The 15,651-nt window shown below is 31.5% G+C and carries 16 protein-coding genes; 5 read left to right on the top strand and 11 right to left on the bottom strand.

Translation table 11 applies throughout. The annotated features are described in order from the left end of the window. Positions 1–76: 76 nt before the first annotated feature. Together FN795_RS03955 and def are read right to left on the bottom strand one after the other, a co-directional pair. Positions 77–559: a DUF5606 family protein gene (locus FN795_RS03955; protein WP_142449471.1), complete on the bottom strand. Its 483-nt coding sequence runs from the start codon at positions 557–559 to the stop codon at positions 77–79. A 61-nt stretch (positions 560–620) separates the two neighbouring features. Beyond that, positions 621–1,211 carry a peptide deformylase gene (def, locus tag FN795_RS03960; RefSeq protein WP_035648563.1) on the bottom strand — a complete coding sequence of 197 codons (591 nt, stop codon included), beginning with the start codon at positions 1,209–1,211 and terminating at the stop codon, positions 621–623. A 203-nt stretch (positions 1,212–1,414) separates the two neighbouring features. Between def and FN795_RS03965 the strand changes: the two genes are divergently transcribed. Further along, positions 1,415–3,637, top strand: coding sequence for an FUSC family protein (locus tag FN795_RS03965; RefSeq protein ID WP_142449472.1), 2,223 nt, complete (start codon positions 1,415–1,417; stop codon positions 3,635–3,637). 39 nt (positions 3,638–3,676) lie between these two features. On the opposite strand, the gene FN795_RS03970 is transcribed toward FN795_RS03965, so the two are convergent. From FN795_RS03970 to FN795_RS03980, 3 genes are all read right to left on the bottom strand, one after another. Beyond that, a complete protein-coding gene (locus FN795_RS03970; RefSeq protein ID WP_035648569.1) occupies positions 3,677–5,173 on the bottom strand; it encodes a malate:quinone oxidoreductase in 1,497 nt (498 codons plus the stop codon). A 126-nt stretch (positions 5,174–5,299) separates the two neighbouring features. After that, positions 5,300–5,716, bottom strand: coding sequence for a Holliday junction resolvase RuvX (gene ruvX, locus FN795_RS03975; protein ID WP_142449473.1), 417 nt, complete (start codon positions 5,714–5,716; stop codon positions 5,300–5,302). A gap of 153 nt (positions 5,717–5,869) precedes the next feature. Further along, entirely contained in the window at positions 5,870–6,502 is a 633-nt protein-coding gene (locus FN795_RS03980; RefSeq protein ID WP_142449474.1) for a PAS domain-containing protein, read from the bottom strand. Between the two features lie 279 nt (positions 6,503–6,781). On the opposite strand from FN795_RS03980, the gene FN795_RS03985 reads away from it, so the two are divergent. Continuing rightward, positions 6,782–7,597: a 2,3,4,5-tetrahydropyridine-2,6-dicarboxylate N-succinyltransferase gene (locus tag FN795_RS03985; protein WP_035648576.1), complete on the top strand. Its 816-nt coding sequence runs from the start codon at positions 6,782–6,784 to the stop codon at positions 7,595–7,597. Positions 7,598–7,660: 63 nt separating this feature from the next. Here the strand turns inward: FN795_RS03985 and FN795_RS03990 are convergent, their stop codons facing one another. The 3 genes from FN795_RS03990 to FN795_RS04000 form a co-directional block, all read right to left on the bottom strand. Then, the gene (locus FN795_RS03990; protein ID WP_142449475.1) at positions 7,661–8,407 is read right to left on the bottom strand and encodes a glycosyltransferase family 2 protein; all 747 of its coding nucleotides are present in this window, start codon (positions 8,405–8,407) and stop codon (positions 7,661–7,663) included. 8 nt (positions 8,408–8,415) lie between these two features. Then, positions 8,416–9,072, bottom strand: coding sequence for a polysaccharide deacetylase family protein (locus FN795_RS03995; RefSeq protein ID WP_317131753.1), 657 nt, complete (start codon positions 9,070–9,072; stop codon positions 8,416–8,418). Positions 9,073–9,422: 350 nt separating this feature from the next. Further along, positions 9,423–10,172 carry a glycosyltransferase family 2 protein gene (locus FN795_RS04000; protein ID WP_142449477.1) on the bottom strand — a complete coding sequence of 250 codons (750 nt, stop codon included), beginning with the start codon at positions 10,170–10,172 and terminating at the stop codon, positions 9,423–9,425. Positions 10,173–10,299: 127 nt separating this feature from the next. Here FN795_RS04000 and FN795_RS04005 point away from each other — a divergent pair, with 127 nt between their 5' ends. Further along, positions 10,300–11,364, top strand: a complete 1,065-nt coding sequence (locus tag FN795_RS04005) for a glycosyltransferase family 9 protein (RefSeq protein WP_142449478.1) — start codon at positions 10,300–10,302, stop codon at positions 11,362–11,364. Positions 11,365–11,375: 11 nt separating this feature from the next. Next, the gene (locus FN795_RS04010; RefSeq protein WP_142449479.1) at positions 11,376–12,143 is read left to right on the top strand and encodes a glycosyltransferase family 2 protein; all 768 of its coding nucleotides are present in this window, start codon (positions 11,376–11,378) and stop codon (positions 12,141–12,143) included. On the opposite strand, the gene FN795_RS04015 is transcribed toward FN795_RS04010, so the two are convergent. Both FN795_RS04015 and FN795_RS04020 read right to left on the bottom strand, forming a co-directional pair. Continuing rightward, the gene (locus tag FN795_RS04015) at positions 12,124–12,891 is read right to left on the bottom strand and encodes a protein kinase family protein (protein ID WP_142449480.1); all 768 of its coding nucleotides are present in this window, start codon (positions 12,889–12,891) and stop codon (positions 12,124–12,126) included. The genes FN795_RS04010 and FN795_RS04015 overlap by 20 nt on opposite strands. Before the next feature lie 15 nt (positions 12,892–12,906). Continuing rightward, a complete protein-coding gene (locus tag FN795_RS04020) occupies positions 12,907–13,680 on the bottom strand; it encodes a DUF5672 family protein (RefSeq protein WP_142449481.1) in 774 nt (257 codons plus the stop codon). 189 nt (positions 13,681–13,869) lie between these two features. Between FN795_RS04020 and FN795_RS04025 the strand changes: the two genes are divergently transcribed. Beyond that, positions 13,870–14,430 (top strand): L-threonylcarbamoyladenylate synthase, encoded by a 561-nt coding sequence (locus FN795_RS04025; RefSeq protein WP_035648591.1) that lies wholly within the window; start codon positions 13,870–13,872, stop codon positions 14,428–14,430. Between the two features lie 71 nt (positions 14,431–14,501). On the opposite strand, the gene FN795_RS04030 is transcribed toward FN795_RS04025, so the two are convergent. After that, positions 14,502–15,626 (bottom strand): cysteine desulfurase family protein, encoded by a 1,125-nt coding sequence (locus tag FN795_RS04030; RefSeq protein WP_142449482.1) that lies wholly within the window; start codon positions 15,624–15,626, stop codon positions 14,502–14,504. Positions 15,627–15,651: the final 25 nt, after the last annotated feature.

Consider the following 15,651-nt stretch of genomic DNA (forward strand, 5'->3'; position numbering starts at 1 on the left):
ACCGAATAGTGTAAAAGTAAAAAATCCTGTCAAGAAAACATCTCAACAGGATTAATATATTTAAAAGTACGAACTACTATTCTTCTTTTTTAGCTTTTGCTTTTTTAGCTGGCGCTTTCTTTGGTTTTTCTTCAGCTACTGGAGCTTCTTCAGTTGCTTCTACTGCTGCAGGAGCTAAATCAGTTACCAATCCTTTTGCCTGAAGTGTGTTGTACCAGTTTAATACTTTTTTGATATCAGAAGGATAAACTCTTTCTTCATCATAATCAGGCAAAATTTCTTTAAAATAAGCTGCTAAAGTTGCATTATCTTCTTTATGTGAAATAGCTTGACCTTTATTTTCTTTAGTCGCAATTTTTTGCATTACTTCAGTTAGTGGCTTTTCTCCTTCGTATGTATAAATTGAGATTTCCGACAATAAACTTACATTGCTTTTTAAGTTTACTGTAATTTTTTTTCCGTCTGTTAATGATTCTGCCACAAAACCTGTACGAGTTTGCACTTTTAGTACATATAAACCTGGTTTCCCTGAAATGGCTAAAATTTTGTCTAAATTCATGTTGTATTAATATTAGTATTAAGAATTTTTTATTGTCTTTTTTTGTTCTTTTTCTGAACAATTATCTTCCTTTTTTAGCGGCAGCAAATTTCATTCTATATTCTTGAAAAGTTTTGCCTTCTGTAATATTTTTTAATTTCTTTTGAATCAAACGCTTTTTCAATGAAGATATTTTATCTGTAAACAAAACTCCTTCAATATGATCATATTCATGTTGAATAACTCTTGCAATCAATCCGTCAAAAACCTCTGTTTTCATTACAAAATCTTCTTCGCAATATTCAATCGTAACCGTTGGCTTTCTATAAACATCTTCACGAACATCAGGAATGCTTAAACAACCCTCGTTAAAACTCCACTCTTCTCCTTCTTCCTTAACAATTTTAGCATTGATAAAAGTTTTTTTGAATCCTTTTAATTCTTTAGCCTCATCAGATTCTAAATCATCATCTTCACTAAAAGGAGTTGTATCAATAACAAACAAACGAATTGCTAAACCTACCTGCGGAGCAGCAAGCCCAACACCGTATGCATTATACATGGTCTCATACATGTTTGCTATTGTTTCTTTTAGGTTTGGATATTCTGGTGTAACATCCACTCCCACTTTTCTTAAAACAGGATCACCATATCCTACAATTGGTAAAATCATTTGTATTTTTTTATTGCATTATCTATTGTAAAAACTGAATTTTAGTTTCCTATAATTCAGCTGGCAAAAATAATAAAAAATAGTCTACGAATAATTCTAAACCGCATATTATATCTTATTTTTTGACAGTATGTTAAAATCTCATCTATAATTATGCCAAATTGATTCGTACAATTCTTACCTTTGTTAGTAAACCTCTATATATGTTTGACCGCATCACGAAATTCACGAACAGTACTTCTTTCTTAAACGCGTCTAAAGTAACTATTGCTTCTGTAGTTCCTGTGCTGATTTTAAACTTCTTGGGGCATTTTGAAATAGGGTTTACCATTGCGCTTGGGGCTTTTTATACCTATCCCAGCGATATTCCGAGTTCATTAAGCCATAAAATAAAAGGACTTGTTGTTGCATCCTTTATTGTTTCGGGAGTTAATTTGCTAGTAAACTTTACATATCCATATCCGATTTTATTTTATCCATTCTTAGGATTTTTATTGTTTTTATGCTCGATGATTTCGGTTTACGGACAGCGTGCAACATTAGTATCTTTTTCTGCTTTACTTTCGATTTCATTATCATTCGGGCATTTACATCAAGGTTTGGAAGCATTTGAATATGCTGGATTCATTTTTATTGGAGGAATTCTATACTTAATTGTATCACTTGTTTTTCACTTTATACAACCTTATAAATATGTTGAATTAGAAATTGCAGAAGGAATAAAACTTACCGCTAAATACCTGAAATTAAGAGGTGACTTATGGAATCCCGAAGCCAATAGAGATGCTATTACAGAAAAACAATTAGCAGTTCAGGTCGAACTAAATTTGATTCACGAAGATTTGCGAAAAATGCTTATTGGCAATCAAAACACTTCGGCAGCAACGGCTCAAAACCGAAAAATGCTTTTGGTTTTTATCACTTTAGTCGAAATTCAGGAACTTGCTTTATATACTTCTTTTGATCACAGCAAACTTCATGAAAAATTCGCAAAACATCCAGAAGTACTCCGAACGTATCAAAATGTAGCCTACAAACTGGCTTCAACTTTGAAAAAACTTTCTAAAAATGTACATCACATTGCGGTTTATGTCGACAAAAATGATTTGAAAAATGAGTTAGACGCACTTGAATTCGCCATTTTTGATTATGAAAAAACTTTAGGAAAAGAAGAATCTTCAGAAGGCGTTTTGATGCTCACCAATATGCTGAATTATGCTAAAAACCAAGTTGGAAAAATCAAAATTATTCAGCGTGCTTTTTCATTAGCAATGCAGTCTTATAAACTAAAAGACAAAGATAAAGAACTAGAAAAATTCCTTACGCCACAATATTATCCGTTGCGAACTCTGACTGAAAATTTAACTTTTTCATCATCAATTTTCAGACATTCTATCAGATTAACAATTACCATTTTAATTGGTTTTTTGATCGGAAAAATTCTTCCGTTCCAAAATGTGTATTGGATTTTATTGACGATCGTTGTGATTATGCGTCCGGGCTATGGATTGACAAAAGAACGTTCTTACAATAGAATCTTCGGAACTATTTTGGGTGGATTGATTGCTTTCGGAATCGTGTCTGTCATCCAAAATCATGTTGCACTGAGCATATTTTCAATTGTCTGTATGCTTTTGGGAATTTCGTTTACGCAAATTAATTACAAAATCAGTGCGACTTTTGTAACGATGTATGTCGTTTTTATTTATGGAATTTTGACGCCAGATGTTGTTGAAGTAATCCAATTCAGGATTTTGGATTCATTGGCAGGAGCAATTTTGGCTTTTTTGGCCAATCAGTTTTTATGGCCTGCCTGGGAATTCATCAATACACCAATTCACATTGAAAATTCCATTCGAGCTAACCGAAATTATTTGCGAGAAATTGCAGATTTTTATAATAAAAAAGGAGAAATACCAACTTCCTACCGTTTAGCCAGAAAACATGCTTTTGTAGAAATTGGTAATTTAATGACTTCTTTTCAGCGAATGATGCAGGAGCCAAAATCCAAGCAAAAAACATTGCCATTAGTCAATAAATTAGTTGTGCTGAATCATTCTATTTTATCAGCTTTAGCTTCTCTATCAACTTATATCCAGTCACATCAAACAACACGAGCTTCAGACTCTTTTAATTATATCATTAAAACAATCTTATCTAATTTAGATCAGTCAATTTCTATTCTGAAAAATGAGATAATCCTTAAAGATACTTTTTTCGATAAAGAAGATGTAACACTTCAATTTGAAGAACTTAAACGTAAAAACTTTACTCGTCTTGCCGAAGATGACGAACTTGATAAAGAAACGCGTCAGGCGAAAATGCAAGAGGCTCAATTGGTTATTGAACAATTAATTTGGATGAGCAATCTGGCCGAGAAGATTTTAAAAATTACGAAAGAACTAAAAGCAGCAAATCCAGATTAATTCATCTGGATTTGCTGCTTTTTATATCAATTTTAAAGCTTAATTATTTAGTTTCAAAACTTCAGAAGTTTCTTTTCTAAGTTTAGCCAAAAGCTCTGGTTTGTCATTTAATGTCTGGCCATAAGAAGGAATCATTTTTTTCAGTTTCGCTTCCCATTCTGGTGTTTTAATTTGATTTGTAAAACATCTGCTTACTAAATCTACCATAATTGCCACAGCAGTTGACGCTCCTGGAGAAGCTCCTAACAAAACTGCTAGAGAACCGTCATGCGTATTGATTACTTCAGTTCCAAATTCTAAAACCCCACCTTCTTTTTCATCTTTTTTAATAACCTGAACACGTTGACCTGCTTTTTCAAGTTTCCAGTCTTTAGAACGTGCAGAAGGCAAATATTCTCTAAGCGCTTTCATTCTGTCTTTTGGAGACTGACGCACTTGCTCGATTAAGTATTTTGTCAACGGAATATTGTGATATCCTGCAGCCAACATCGGGATTAAATTATTTGATTTTATCGATAATGGTAAATCCAAATAAGAACCATTTTTTAAGAAACGAGTTGAAAAACCTGCAAATGGTCCAAAAAGCAATGCTTTTTCACCATCAATTACACGAGTATCAATATGTGGAACAGACATTGGAGGGGCTCCAACACTGGCTTTTCCATAAACTTTTGCCTGATGTTTTGCAATAACTTCTGGATTTGTACATTTCAACCATTGACCGCTTACTGGGAATCCGCCGTAACCTTTTCCTTCAGGAACGTTAGCTTTTTCCAATAATGGCAATGAACCACCACCAGCTCCAATAAATACAAAATTAGTATAGGCTTTTCGTTTTTGTCCTGTAGAAAGATCTGTGATTTTAATTCTCCATGATTTGTCCTCACGTTGTTTTAATTTCTTAACCTCATGATTAAAATACAAACTTACACCATCAAGTTTCTCCAAATAATTAAACATACTTCTGGTCAAAGCCCCGAAATTAACATCGGTACCAATTTCCATATGAGTTGCAGCTAATGCTTCGTTATTTTCTCTGCCTTCCATCACTAATGGCATCCATTTTTTCAACTGCTCAAAATCAGTACTGAATTCCATTTCAGAAAAAATTGGATTGCTTTGCAATGCCTCAAATCTTGTTTTTAGATATTCGACATTTTTATCACCCCATACGAAACTCATATGAGGAACACTTTTTATAAAATTTTCAGGAGATGGCACTTTCTTTTCTTGCACCAAATAAGACCAAAACTGGCGTGAAACTTCAAATGATTCTGCTATGCTGATTGCCTTTTTAGGATCGATACTTCCATCCGCCTTTTCTGGTGTATAGTTTAATTCACAAAAAGCCGAGTGTCCGGTTCCCGCATTGTTCCATGCATCAGAACTTTCTGCTGCAGCAACATCAAGTCTTTCGTAAATTTCAATTTTAATATCAGGTTGCAACTCTTTCAAAATTAATCCAAGAGTTGCACTCATAATTCCAGCTCCAATAAGCACTACTTCACTATTAGAACGTATTGTATTGTCAGGCATAACAGTAATTGTTTTTAAAAATGCAAAGGTACTTTTTTCAATCGCAAAAAAAAACTAAAATTTGCATGATAAAAGTTAGGAAATCATATTTTTTTCTAAATAAAGTGAAATTTTTAAGCCGTAAACTTAAAATCGGTTAGAAGAAAGATAGTCTTGAAGCATAATCGTTGCAGAAATTTCATCTATCAGTCCTTTGTTCTGACGCTGTTTTTTGCTCAGTCCGCTGTCGATCATGGTCTGAAAAGCCATTTTTGAAGTAAAACGCTCATCGACGCGAACCACTTTCATATCTGGAAAAATATTAGAAAAATGAGTAACAAAACCTTTTATTATGGAAGCACTTTCAGATGGCTGACCATTCATTTGTTTTGGTTCACCAATTAAGACGGCTTCAACTTTTTCTTTGGCAAAATAATCTTTTAAAAAATCAATTACGGTATTGGTCGGGATTGTAGTTAAGCCCGATGCTATAATCTGCATTTCATCGGTAACAGCAATTCCGGTACGTTTTTGTCCGTAATCTATGGAAAGGATTCTTGGCATTTTATATTTTTTTCAAAGGTAATCATTTTAGTTTTTTCTTTTCAAGAATATCAAAAGCAAGCTTTTTATTTATTTCAAAAAGAAAATAAAAAAATCCGCTTTAAAAACTCAAAGCGGATCTTTTCCAAAATATTCAAAAACCTAAAAATTCAGTTATCTATTAAATAGTCTTCTAAAAAAACCTCTTTCCTCCTCTTCTTCCTCTTCCGTTTGTTGTTCGTACTGCAAAAATTTAGATTGAGATTTTTCATGTTCAAGAATTAACTCCTTAATATATTCAACATATGTTCTCTTTTTCTCTTCCAGAAATCCAATTAAATACTTTTCACTAAATTCAACACCGCTTGCTGCTTCAATTTGCAAAAGCTTTTTATATAAAGGTTCAATATGTAAAGAAACCACTTCGTGCGGAACAGATTGTCTTCTACCAAAATAATTGACAATTATTCCATTTTCATCTTTTGCAATTTCAAAATCGGTAATCACCCAATAGTATCTTCCAGATTTTGCTAAATTTTTCACGATGGCATGAAAATTCTTTCCTTGTTTAAGATTTTCCCAAAGCACTTTAAAAATAACTTTTGGCATATCTGGATGCCGAATAATATTATGTGGCTGCCCCATCAATTCATAATCTTCATAACCTGAAACATCAACAAATACTTCATTGGCATATTCAATAATACCAAAAGCATTTGTTTTACTCATTATGACTTGCGTTTTATCCCAAGTAACTTCTTTGTCAATTACTGTAACTTTATTCTGGAGCTGATTTTCCTGATTCATGATCTACTGCTTATATAATTTGTTTTGGAATGGTTTTTATTAATTCTGTTTTTTCAGAATTAACGCCGCGAAAGTAGTCCGAAGAAAAAAGGTAAAATCTGATTTTTGTCATACTTTGATATAAAAAAACGTTTAATAACTCGTATGAAAATAAAAACATGAATCAAACTCTTTAATTTATCAAATTAAAAACAAAATGTTACATATATAACATTTTCAAAAAGGTTTTACTTTTCCGCTTTTCTACAAATACGTTATCTTTGCCAAAAATTAAAACTTATGAATTCTTTACAGACTATAATTGAACAAGCTTGGGAAAACAGAGCTTTATTACAAGAAACTGCTACAACTGATGCTATCAGAGAAGTTATCGAATTAGTAGATGCGGGAAAATTACGTGTTGCTGAACCAGTTGGTGACGGATGGCAAGTAAACGAATGGGTGAAGAAAGCTGTTGTAATGTATTTCCCAATTCAAAAAATGGAAACATGGGAATCTGGTATTTTTGAATACCACGACAAAATGTTACTAAAAAGAAATTATGCTGAAAAAGGAATTCGTGTAGTACCAAACGCAGTTGCACGTTACGGAGCTTATATTTCTAGCGGTGTTATTTTAATGCCAAGTTATGTAAATATTGGTGCTTATGTTGACGAAGGAACTATGGTTGACACTTGGGCAACTGTTGGAAGCTGTGCACAAATTGGTAAAAACGTTCACTTAAGTGGTGGTGTTGGAATTGGTGGTGTTTTAGAACCATTACAAGCTGCTCCGGTAATTATTGAAGATGGTGCTTTTATTGGTTCACGTTGTATTGTTGTAGAAGGTGTTCACGTTGGAAAAGAAGCTGTTCTTGGCGCTAACGTTTGTTTAACTGCTTCAACAAAAATTATTGATGTTACTGGTGATGAACCAGTTGAAATGAAAGGTTTTGTTCCTGCACGTTCAGTTGTGATTCCTGGAAGTTATACTAAGAAATTTGCTGCTGGAGAATTCCAAGTTCCATGCGCATTAATTATTGGTACTCGTAAACCATCTACAGATTTGAAAACTTCATTAAATAATGCACTTCGTGAATACGATGTTGCTGTTTAATTTACAGTCTTAAATAAAAAAAAACGGAATGAATATTTACTCATTCCGTTTTTTTATTATCATTTATTTTTTTCGCTGAAGTTTTAAAAGCTTAGCATATTTCATATAGGAGAAAAAAGCCTGAATCATTGAAAATGTTAGCCCATCTAATCCATTTACAAAACCTTTTTTAAAGAAATAACATCTTACAAAAGCTACCGTTCCGTTTAATATCGGTTTAAAACTATTTATTCTTTTTCCTTGCTCGTAAAGCTGTTGTGCATGCCAGGTTGAATATAAATTTTTCTTATTTATAAATTGATCAAAACTTTCCCACGCATAGTGATTGATATGCACTTTTAAATGTGCTTTATTATTTCCTGAAACTTTTTGATGCACTCTGTCTTTTGACGGAGAAGCTGTTTTTTTATTAAAAAATCGTGCTGTTTTATCAGGATACCAACCTGCAAAGTCAATTTTCTTTCCGCCTAAATAATTATACAATCTAAAAGTAAAAACATCAAAATCTTGATTTTCGTATTTTCTCGACAATATAAAATTTTCGGCGTCTTCGGCCAAAATCTCATCAGCATCCAGATTTAAAATCCAGTCATTTTTACAATATTGAAGTCCATGAATTCTTTGCGGTCCATCTCCTAAAAACATTTGAGAGATAACTTTAGCTCCTTTTTCTTCTGCAATTTTTACAGTATTATCAGCACTTAATGAATCTATAACAATTACTTCGTCACAAATTCTAAACAGAGCATCTATACATTTCCCAATATTTTTTTCCTCATTATAGGTTATTACCAATCCGCTGATTTCCATGTTTTTCTTTAAAATAATTTAAGTTTACCAATCTTCAATTTTAACCTAAATCTAAACAGACTGTCTTCTCCTTTTATGTCTATTCTTTTAACCAAATAATTATTTTTAAAAGGAAATTTATTTACTCTGTTTCCAATTCTTAAACCATATTTTATGCCATTTTCATGCATAATTTTTTCAAAAACAGCAAATTGAGCCTCTTTCTTAGCATAGTTACCAAATGGATACGCCAAAACAGGTTTTATATCTAATTGATGTTCTTTAATAAAATTATTTGACTTTATAAAATCAGCTTCTAATTCCTCTTTTGATAATGAACTATATCTTTTATGCTCAAAAGAATGATATCCTAACTCGATTAAATTACCGTCTAAACCTTTCAACTGCTCAACACTCATTATTTTCTCTTTCCCTTCAATCCAGTAATCAAAATTTCCAACGAACGAAAATGGTATAAAAAAAGAAGCTTTTATTTGATACTTTTCAAGCAAAGGCACTGCGAACAAAAGCTGACACTCTGTAACATCATCAAAAGTGATAATAATGCTTTTTGAAGGGAGAGTTTTTAAATTCTCTAAATCCTTAAAATGAAATGTTGTATAATTATTATCGCGAAGAAACTTTAATTGCGATTCTAACTTTGACACAGAAATACTTAAGTTCAAAGATTTAGCTTCATCTTCAACTACGTTGTGGTACATTAAGATTGGTAACTTTGACATGTATTTTTTTTTGCAAATCTATATATTAATAGCATTATTTATAACAAAAATTAAAAAATTATGTTAAAAATAATATTGATGCAAAATACGCGTTTGTCAGCTCCATTTTATTTTACAAAAACACTAATAATCAGCAAATTAAAAAAAAATATACTCAATAAAAAAATAACCAATAATAAAACTAAATAGCTTTATTTAGGAGAAATTAAATAATGTTTTAGATACACTTAAATTTTTTTTACTCTAGTAAAGAAACATTTTACGCAAAAAATAAAATATTAGTTGTCTGTATTTTATTTTAGCTTTTTTTGAAGTTTTAAAAGCTTAGCATATTTCATATAAGAGAAAAAACTTTGAATCATTGCGATGGATAACCCGTCTATTCCGTTAAAAATTCCCCTCTTAAAAAAGTAACATCGTACAAAAGATACTACACCGTTAATTATGGGTTTAAAAGCATTAATTCTTTTTCCCTGATCAAATAATTGTTGTGCGTGCCAGCCTGAATATTGATTTTTCTTGGCAATAATCTGATCCAAAGAATCCCAGCCATAATGCAAAATATGTACGGCTACTTTTTTTTCATTTTGAGTGATGATTTTCTGATGTACTTTAGATTCAGAAGGATGAGCCGTTTGCTTGTTGAAAAAACGAACTTTGTTATCCGGATACCAGCCCGAAAAATCAATTAATTTGTCTGCTAAAAAGTTTTTTACTCTAAAACTGAAAGCATCATAATTTCCTTCTAAATATTTTCCATCGAGAATGAATTGCTCAGCATCTTTATCCAAAAACTCATCGGCATCGAGATTTAAAATCCAGTCATTTTTGCAGTAAGGTAAACCATGAGTACGTTGTGGTCCGTCGCCCAAAAAAGCCTGTTCAATTACTGTTGCGCCTTTTTCTTTGGCAATTTCAACTGTACGATCCTTACTGAAAGAATCTACAATAATAACTTCATCGCATACTTTAAACAAAGCATCAATACATTTTCCTATATTCTTTTCTTCATTAAATGTAATGACAAGGCCGCTAATTTTCATTCTAAATCTGATTTGGTGAAAGCAAAAATACGTCTTTTTTTAAACTTGTCTATCCTTATTCGGTATTCGATTTGTACACTTGATAAAATTGTTTGTACTTTAGCCTACAAATTGAACATAGAAATAAATGAGGATATTAGTTATTCAGCAGAAAAGAATTGGAGACGTATTAACAAGTACAATAATTTGTAACAACTTAAAAGCCAAGTTTCCAGAATCAAAGATAGACTATATGTGTTATCCAAATTCTGTGGATGTACTAAAGGAAAATCCGAATATTGATACTATTATTCCGTTGACAAATACGGTACGAAAAGCAATTCCATCTTTATTTAAATTTATTTTTCAAATTAGAAGAAAAAAATACGATGCTGTAATTGATGTCTACAGTAAATTAGAAACGAATTTGATTACCTTATTTTCTGGTGCGAAGTATAAAGTTTCGTATTCGAAATGGTATTCTAATGTATTTTATAATTATAGCTACGAAAGATTAGATGCCGTAAAATCAGAATTTGGATTGGCAATTGAAAACAGATTAATGCTTCTAAAACCTTTCATTTCAGAAAAAATTACAGATGTAAAACCAAAAATCTTTTTAAAAGAATCTGAAATTAATGAAGCTAAAAATCTACTAAAAAGCTATAATGTCGATACTGAAAAACCATTAATTATGTTTGGTATTTTAGGAAGCGAATTCTACAAAACATATCCTTTAGACGGAATGGCTAAAATTATCGACTTTACTGTTGCTAAAACGAATGCGACGATTATTTTCAATTATATCCCGGATCAGAAAGAACAAGCTTTAGAAGTTTATAATAATTGTTCTGAAGAAACGAAAAAACACATTATTTTTGATTTGTATTGCACTGAACTTCGTCCATTTTTAGCGTTGCTTTCTCAATGTGAAATGTTAATAGGAAACGAAGGCGGAGCCGTAAATATGGCAAAAGCATTAGAAATCCCGACTTTCTCTATTTTTACGCCATCGGTACGAAAAGAAACCTGGCAAACATTTGAAAATGAAGCAAAAAATGTATCAATCCATTTAAAAGATTTAAAACCAGAAATTTACGCGCAGCACACAGAACAATATATTAAAGAGCATACATTTGAATATTATGCGGAATATCCTTTAGAACTTATGCTAAAAAAATTGGAAGCTTATTTTCAGGAATATAAAAATTGAAAAGCATTCAAATGAATGAAAAGCAAAAATTATCCGTTCTGATTATTACGCTAAATGAAGAACATCGCATAAAATCACTTTTAGAAGATATTGATTTTGCGGATGAAATAATTGTTGTAGATTCCTTCAGCAATGATCAAACTGTCGCTATCGTGGAGTCTTTTACAAATGTTAAACTCATTCAAAATCAATTTATAAACTATACTTCTCAGCGTAATTTTGCCTTAGATCAGGCAAAAAATGAATGGATTTTATTTCTTGATGCAGATGAAAAATTAACGCCTGAATTAAAAACGGAAATTCTTTCTACAATTAATAATCAAAATGCTGCAAGCGCGTATTTGATATACAGAACTTTTATGTTCAAAAATAGAAAACTGAATTTCAGCGGCTGGCAAACTGATAAAATTTTTAGGCTTTTCAATAAATCAAAATGCAGATACAATGAAGAAAGAATGGTGCACGAAAAGCTTATTGTAAATGGCAAAATTGCTGTATTAAAAAATAAAATTATTCATTTCTCTTATATTTCTTTTCAGGATTATAAAGAAAAAATGTATAAATATGGAGTTTTCAAGGCTAATGAAAAATTAAAAAAAGGACAGAAACCATCTCTTTTTTTAATGGTTTTCCATCCTGTTTATACTTTTTTATATCAATATCTAATTCGGCTTGGCATTTTAGATGGTGCTAAAGGAATTACGATTTGTTACCTAAATGCTTATAGTATTTTTGTGCGTTATAAAGAACTTGACAGAATTACTTCTTCCAGAATTTAAGTTTCTTTTTTAGACGTTTTTTTCTATAAAACTGTTCTTGAAAATCGGCTGTCATTTTCCATAAAGTATCAAAAATCTTTTGTTCAGATTCAGGATAATATTTGGCATATTCGTTACTCATAACGGCAACCATTTCTTTTAGAGGAGTTAAGCGGCAAAGGTTTTTCATGCGCATTTCAAAAGGCATGAATTCATGAAAATTCATTCGGTTTAAATCCACTAAAAAGAAATCATATTTACCTTCATCTCTTTTTTTAATTAGCGTATTTCCAGGCGAATGATCCAAAAATTCAATTCCCTTTTCATGCAAATCAAAACTAAACTTTGTAAACTGTCTTAAAATATTATCACGATCCGGATAATCAGGAATTTCGACCAATTCTCTATACGTTAATTCTGTAACCAAATGCTCGCTTACATAATAACTGTCTTTCAAACCAATAAAATTGAAGTTTTCAAGAAAAGCAATCGGCATAGGCGTTCCAATTCCTTTTTCCAGCAAAATTGTAGCATATTCGAACGAACGTCTTGCTTTTGATTTTCGGAAATACTTGTAAGCAATTTTATTGATGATATTCGGAATTTTGAACGATTTGATATTAATTGTTTTCCCATTTACAGGAATCAATTTAATTTTATTTCGAACGCCATAGCCAAAAAGTTCACCCTCAGAATCAAAATTTTTGATAGCTGAAAGAACATCTTTTGAACTTACTATTGAATCAGAAAATTTAAATTTTGTAATCATACTTAATTAAAAAAATTAATATTGATTTAGTATTGGTTTCCAAAAATCAATCACTTTTGGCTTATTTATAGCGTGACAACCAAACGGGAGTTCGTTGTTTGTTAATTTCATTGCCAAATCAGGTTTTCTGTCTATTGCAAAATAAACGGCTTCTTTATAATCTGGAATTTTGAAATCAGAATCAAATTCATTTGCTTTCAAAGACCAAAAAACGTCTTCAGTTGCATATATTTTTTTTTCTTTTTCAGCTAAAAACTCAGAGATAAATTGCTCCTGTTCTTTTGCAATAGCGAAATGTGAAGCAACTTTACGTAAAGAAAGACCTCCATTGCCAACTTTAAAGAAAATCTGCTGACGTTCTTTTTTCTTTTTTGACCAAAACAAACTTGCTATTTTATTTGACAAAGCATTTTTTGAAGTTGCAATCCAAGGCGCTCCAATGTAATCATAACCTTTATTGCACCATTCTGTCAACTCATTTTTAAAAACAAAAGCGTCCAGCTGATAAATTAAAATATATTCTGAATCCAAAAAGCTTTCATAAAATACTGGTCGTAATAATAATTCATTATAACCATCTATAGTCGCAAAATAATCTTTAGAAAAGCTTTTAAAAGTCAAATTTTGATGTTTCTCCGAAAGATAAGAATGATTTAATCCTTCAGGATGCACAATTACAATTTCATAATCTTTTAAGACCTTACAACATTGCAAAAATGATTTCTCTTCAAGTTCACCAAAATATTCCTTATACACAGGAATAGCAACTTTTACTAGATTTTTAGACATATTTTGTTTAAAATTGATATTAAATTGAACCTCAAATGTTGCTTCATCAAGCGTCTTATTTGCGAATTCTAACTCGAGCAACAAAAATAACCTTATAAATTACAAAAACTTCATTATTCTGAATTAAATTTCAACTTTTTACCAACTAGAAAGATTATTTTTGCATTATAATAATACTCTTTTTTTACAATGAACGAAGAAATAATCAAAGCTTACGAAGTTATCAAAGAAGGCGGTATCATCCTTTATCCAACTGATACAGTTTGGGGAATTGGATGTGACGCAACTAATGCTGAAGCTGTTGCAAAAATTTATAAATTAAAACAACGTGCCGAAACTCAAAGTATGATTGTTTTGATGAACGGAGAAAAAATGATATACAATGTTTTCAAAAACATTCCCGAAGTTGCTTGGCAGATCTGGGATTTATCTGAAAAACCAACAACTTTAATTCTTGACGATGCCAGAAATGTTGCTCCAAATATTATTGCTGCCGACAAATCTCTGGGAGTACGTTTGGTAAAAGAACCTTTCTGCTTCAAATTGATGGAAAGAATGAAAAAACCTTTAGTTTCAACTTCAGCCAATATTTCAGGACAACCAACGCCTTTAAGTTTTAAAGATATTAGTCCCGAAATTATTAATGGTGTAGATTATGTTGTAAAACTGAACCAGGATAAAATCAACGGAAAATCTTCTACAATCATCAAATTGACAAACGATTCACAGGTAAAAGTGATTCGTAAATAATTTTTTTGTTTCAGGTTTCAAGTTTCAAGTTCGCTTAAAACTTGAAACTTGAAACCTGAAACTTGAAACTTTTAAACAGTTTTAAGACTCTCAATAAGCCAATCGATATCTTCTTTGGTGTTATAATGACTAAATGAAATTCGGAGATTTGGTAATTTTAGATCCGTTTCCGATAACATTTCTTTTAAAACATGTGATGGCTTAATACTTCCTGACTGACAGGCACTTCCTCTTGAAACCGCAATTCCTTTCATATCGAGACTGAACAACAGCATCGAAGTTTTATCTGAAGAAAAAGGTAGAATAATATTGATGATATTGTAGAAATCTTCTTTTTTTCCATTAATTCTAAAACCAGGAAAATGAATTTCTAACTGCTCGATCAGGTATGTTTTTAAATTTGAAATATAAGCTCTTTCCTGATCTAAATTTTCATAAGAAACAGCTAATGCTTTTGCCATGCCCGCAATTTGATGAACGGCTTCGGTTCCGGCACGAAGTCCTTTTTCTTGTTCACCGCCAAAAATAAGAGGCTGCAAACCTGAATTTTTGCGAACAAAAGCAAATCCAATTCCTTTTGGACCATGAAATTTATGCGCACTTGCAACTATAAAATCAACAGGAATTTTTTGAAGATCAATCTCCGTTTTTCCAACAGATTGCACAGTATCTGAATGAAATAAAGCATTATATTGTTTACAGATTACTCCAACTCTTTCCAAATCTAAAATTGTTCCAGTTTCATTATTAACATGCATCAAACTAACAATCGTCTTTTTATTTTCAGACAATAAATTAGACAAATGCGTTAAATCGATACTTCCATCCGGATTTACATTCACATAATCAACCTGAATTCCATAATCTGATTCCAGCGCTAAAACTGTATATAAAACAGCGTGATGCTCAATTTTTGAAGTAATAATTCGCTCCACTTTCAAATCTTCAACTGCTGAACGTAAAATCCAGTTATCAGCTTCAGTTCCGCCAGAAGTAAAAATAATTTCCTGAGCCGAACAATTTAAGTGTTTTGCAATGCTTTTTCTGGAAAGTTCTAAAATCGTTTTTCCATTTCGCCCAAAACTATGCGTAGAAGATGGATTTCCAAAATCTTCAGTCATAACTTTTGTCATTTCCTGAATTACTTCAGGGCGCATTGCGCTTGTAGAGGCGTTGTCTAGATATACTTTTTTCATTACTGCAAAGTTATGAAATATCAAT

Source organism: Flavobacterium resistens, assembly GCF_900182645.1.
GTDB lineage: Bacteria > Bacteroidota > Bacteroidia > Flavobacteriales > Flavobacteriaceae > Flavobacterium > Flavobacterium resistens.

Excerpts from the sequence above, each read along its gene's own strand:
- FN795_RS03955 (WP_142449471.1), bottom strand. The coding sequence starts at position 559 with ATGAATTTAGACAAAATTTTAGCCATTTCAGGGAAACCAGGTTTATAT.
- def (WP_035648563.1), bottom strand. The coding sequence starts at position 1,211 with ATGATTTTACCAATTGTAGGATATGGTGATCCTGTTTTAAGAAAAGTG.
- FN795_RS03965 (WP_142449472.1), top strand. The coding sequence starts at position 1,415 with ATGTTTGACCGCATCACGAAATTCACGAACAGTACTTCTTTCTTAAAC.
- FN795_RS03970 (WP_035648569.1), bottom strand. The coding sequence starts at position 5,173 with ATGCCTGACAATACAATACGTTCTAATAGTGAAGTAGTGCTTATTGGA.
- ruvX (WP_142449473.1), bottom strand. The coding sequence starts at position 5,716 with ATGCCAAGAATCCTTTCCATAGATTACGGACAAAAACGTACCGGAATT.
- FN795_RS03980 (WP_142449474.1), bottom strand. The coding sequence starts at position 6,502 with ATGAATCAGGAAAATCAGCTCCAGAATAAAGTTACAGTAATTGACAAA.
- FN795_RS03985 (WP_035648576.1), top strand. The coding sequence starts at position 6,782 with ATGAATTCTTTACAGACTATAATTGAACAAGCTTGGGAAAACAGAGCT.
- FN795_RS03990 (WP_142449475.1), bottom strand. The coding sequence starts at position 8,407 with ATGGAAATCAGCGGATTGGTAATAACCTATAATGAGGAAAAAAATATT.
- FN795_RS04000 (WP_142449477.1), bottom strand. The coding sequence starts at position 10,172 with ATGAAAATTAGCGGCCTTGTCATTACATTTAATGAAGAAAAGAATATA.
- FN795_RS04005 (WP_142449478.1), top strand. The coding sequence starts at position 10,300 with ATGAGGATATTAGTTATTCAGCAGAAAAGAATTGGAGACGTATTAACA.
- FN795_RS04010 (WP_142449479.1), top strand. The coding sequence starts at position 11,376 with ATGAATGAAAAGCAAAAATTATCCGTTCTGATTATTACGCTAAATGAA.
- FN795_RS04015 (WP_142449480.1), bottom strand. The coding sequence starts at position 12,891 with ATGATTACAAAATTTAAATTTTCTGATTCAATAGTAAGTTCAAAAGAT.
- FN795_RS04020 (WP_142449481.1), bottom strand. The coding sequence starts at position 13,680 with ATGTCTAAAAATCTAGTAAAAGTTGCTATTCCTGTGTATAAGGAATAT.
- FN795_RS04025 (WP_035648591.1), top strand. The coding sequence starts at position 13,870 with ATGAACGAAGAAATAATCAAAGCTTACGAAGTTATCAAAGAAGGCGGT.
- FN795_RS04030 (WP_142449482.1), bottom strand. The coding sequence starts at position 15,626 with ATGAAAAAAGTATATCTAGACAACGCCTCTACAAGCGCAATGCGCCCT.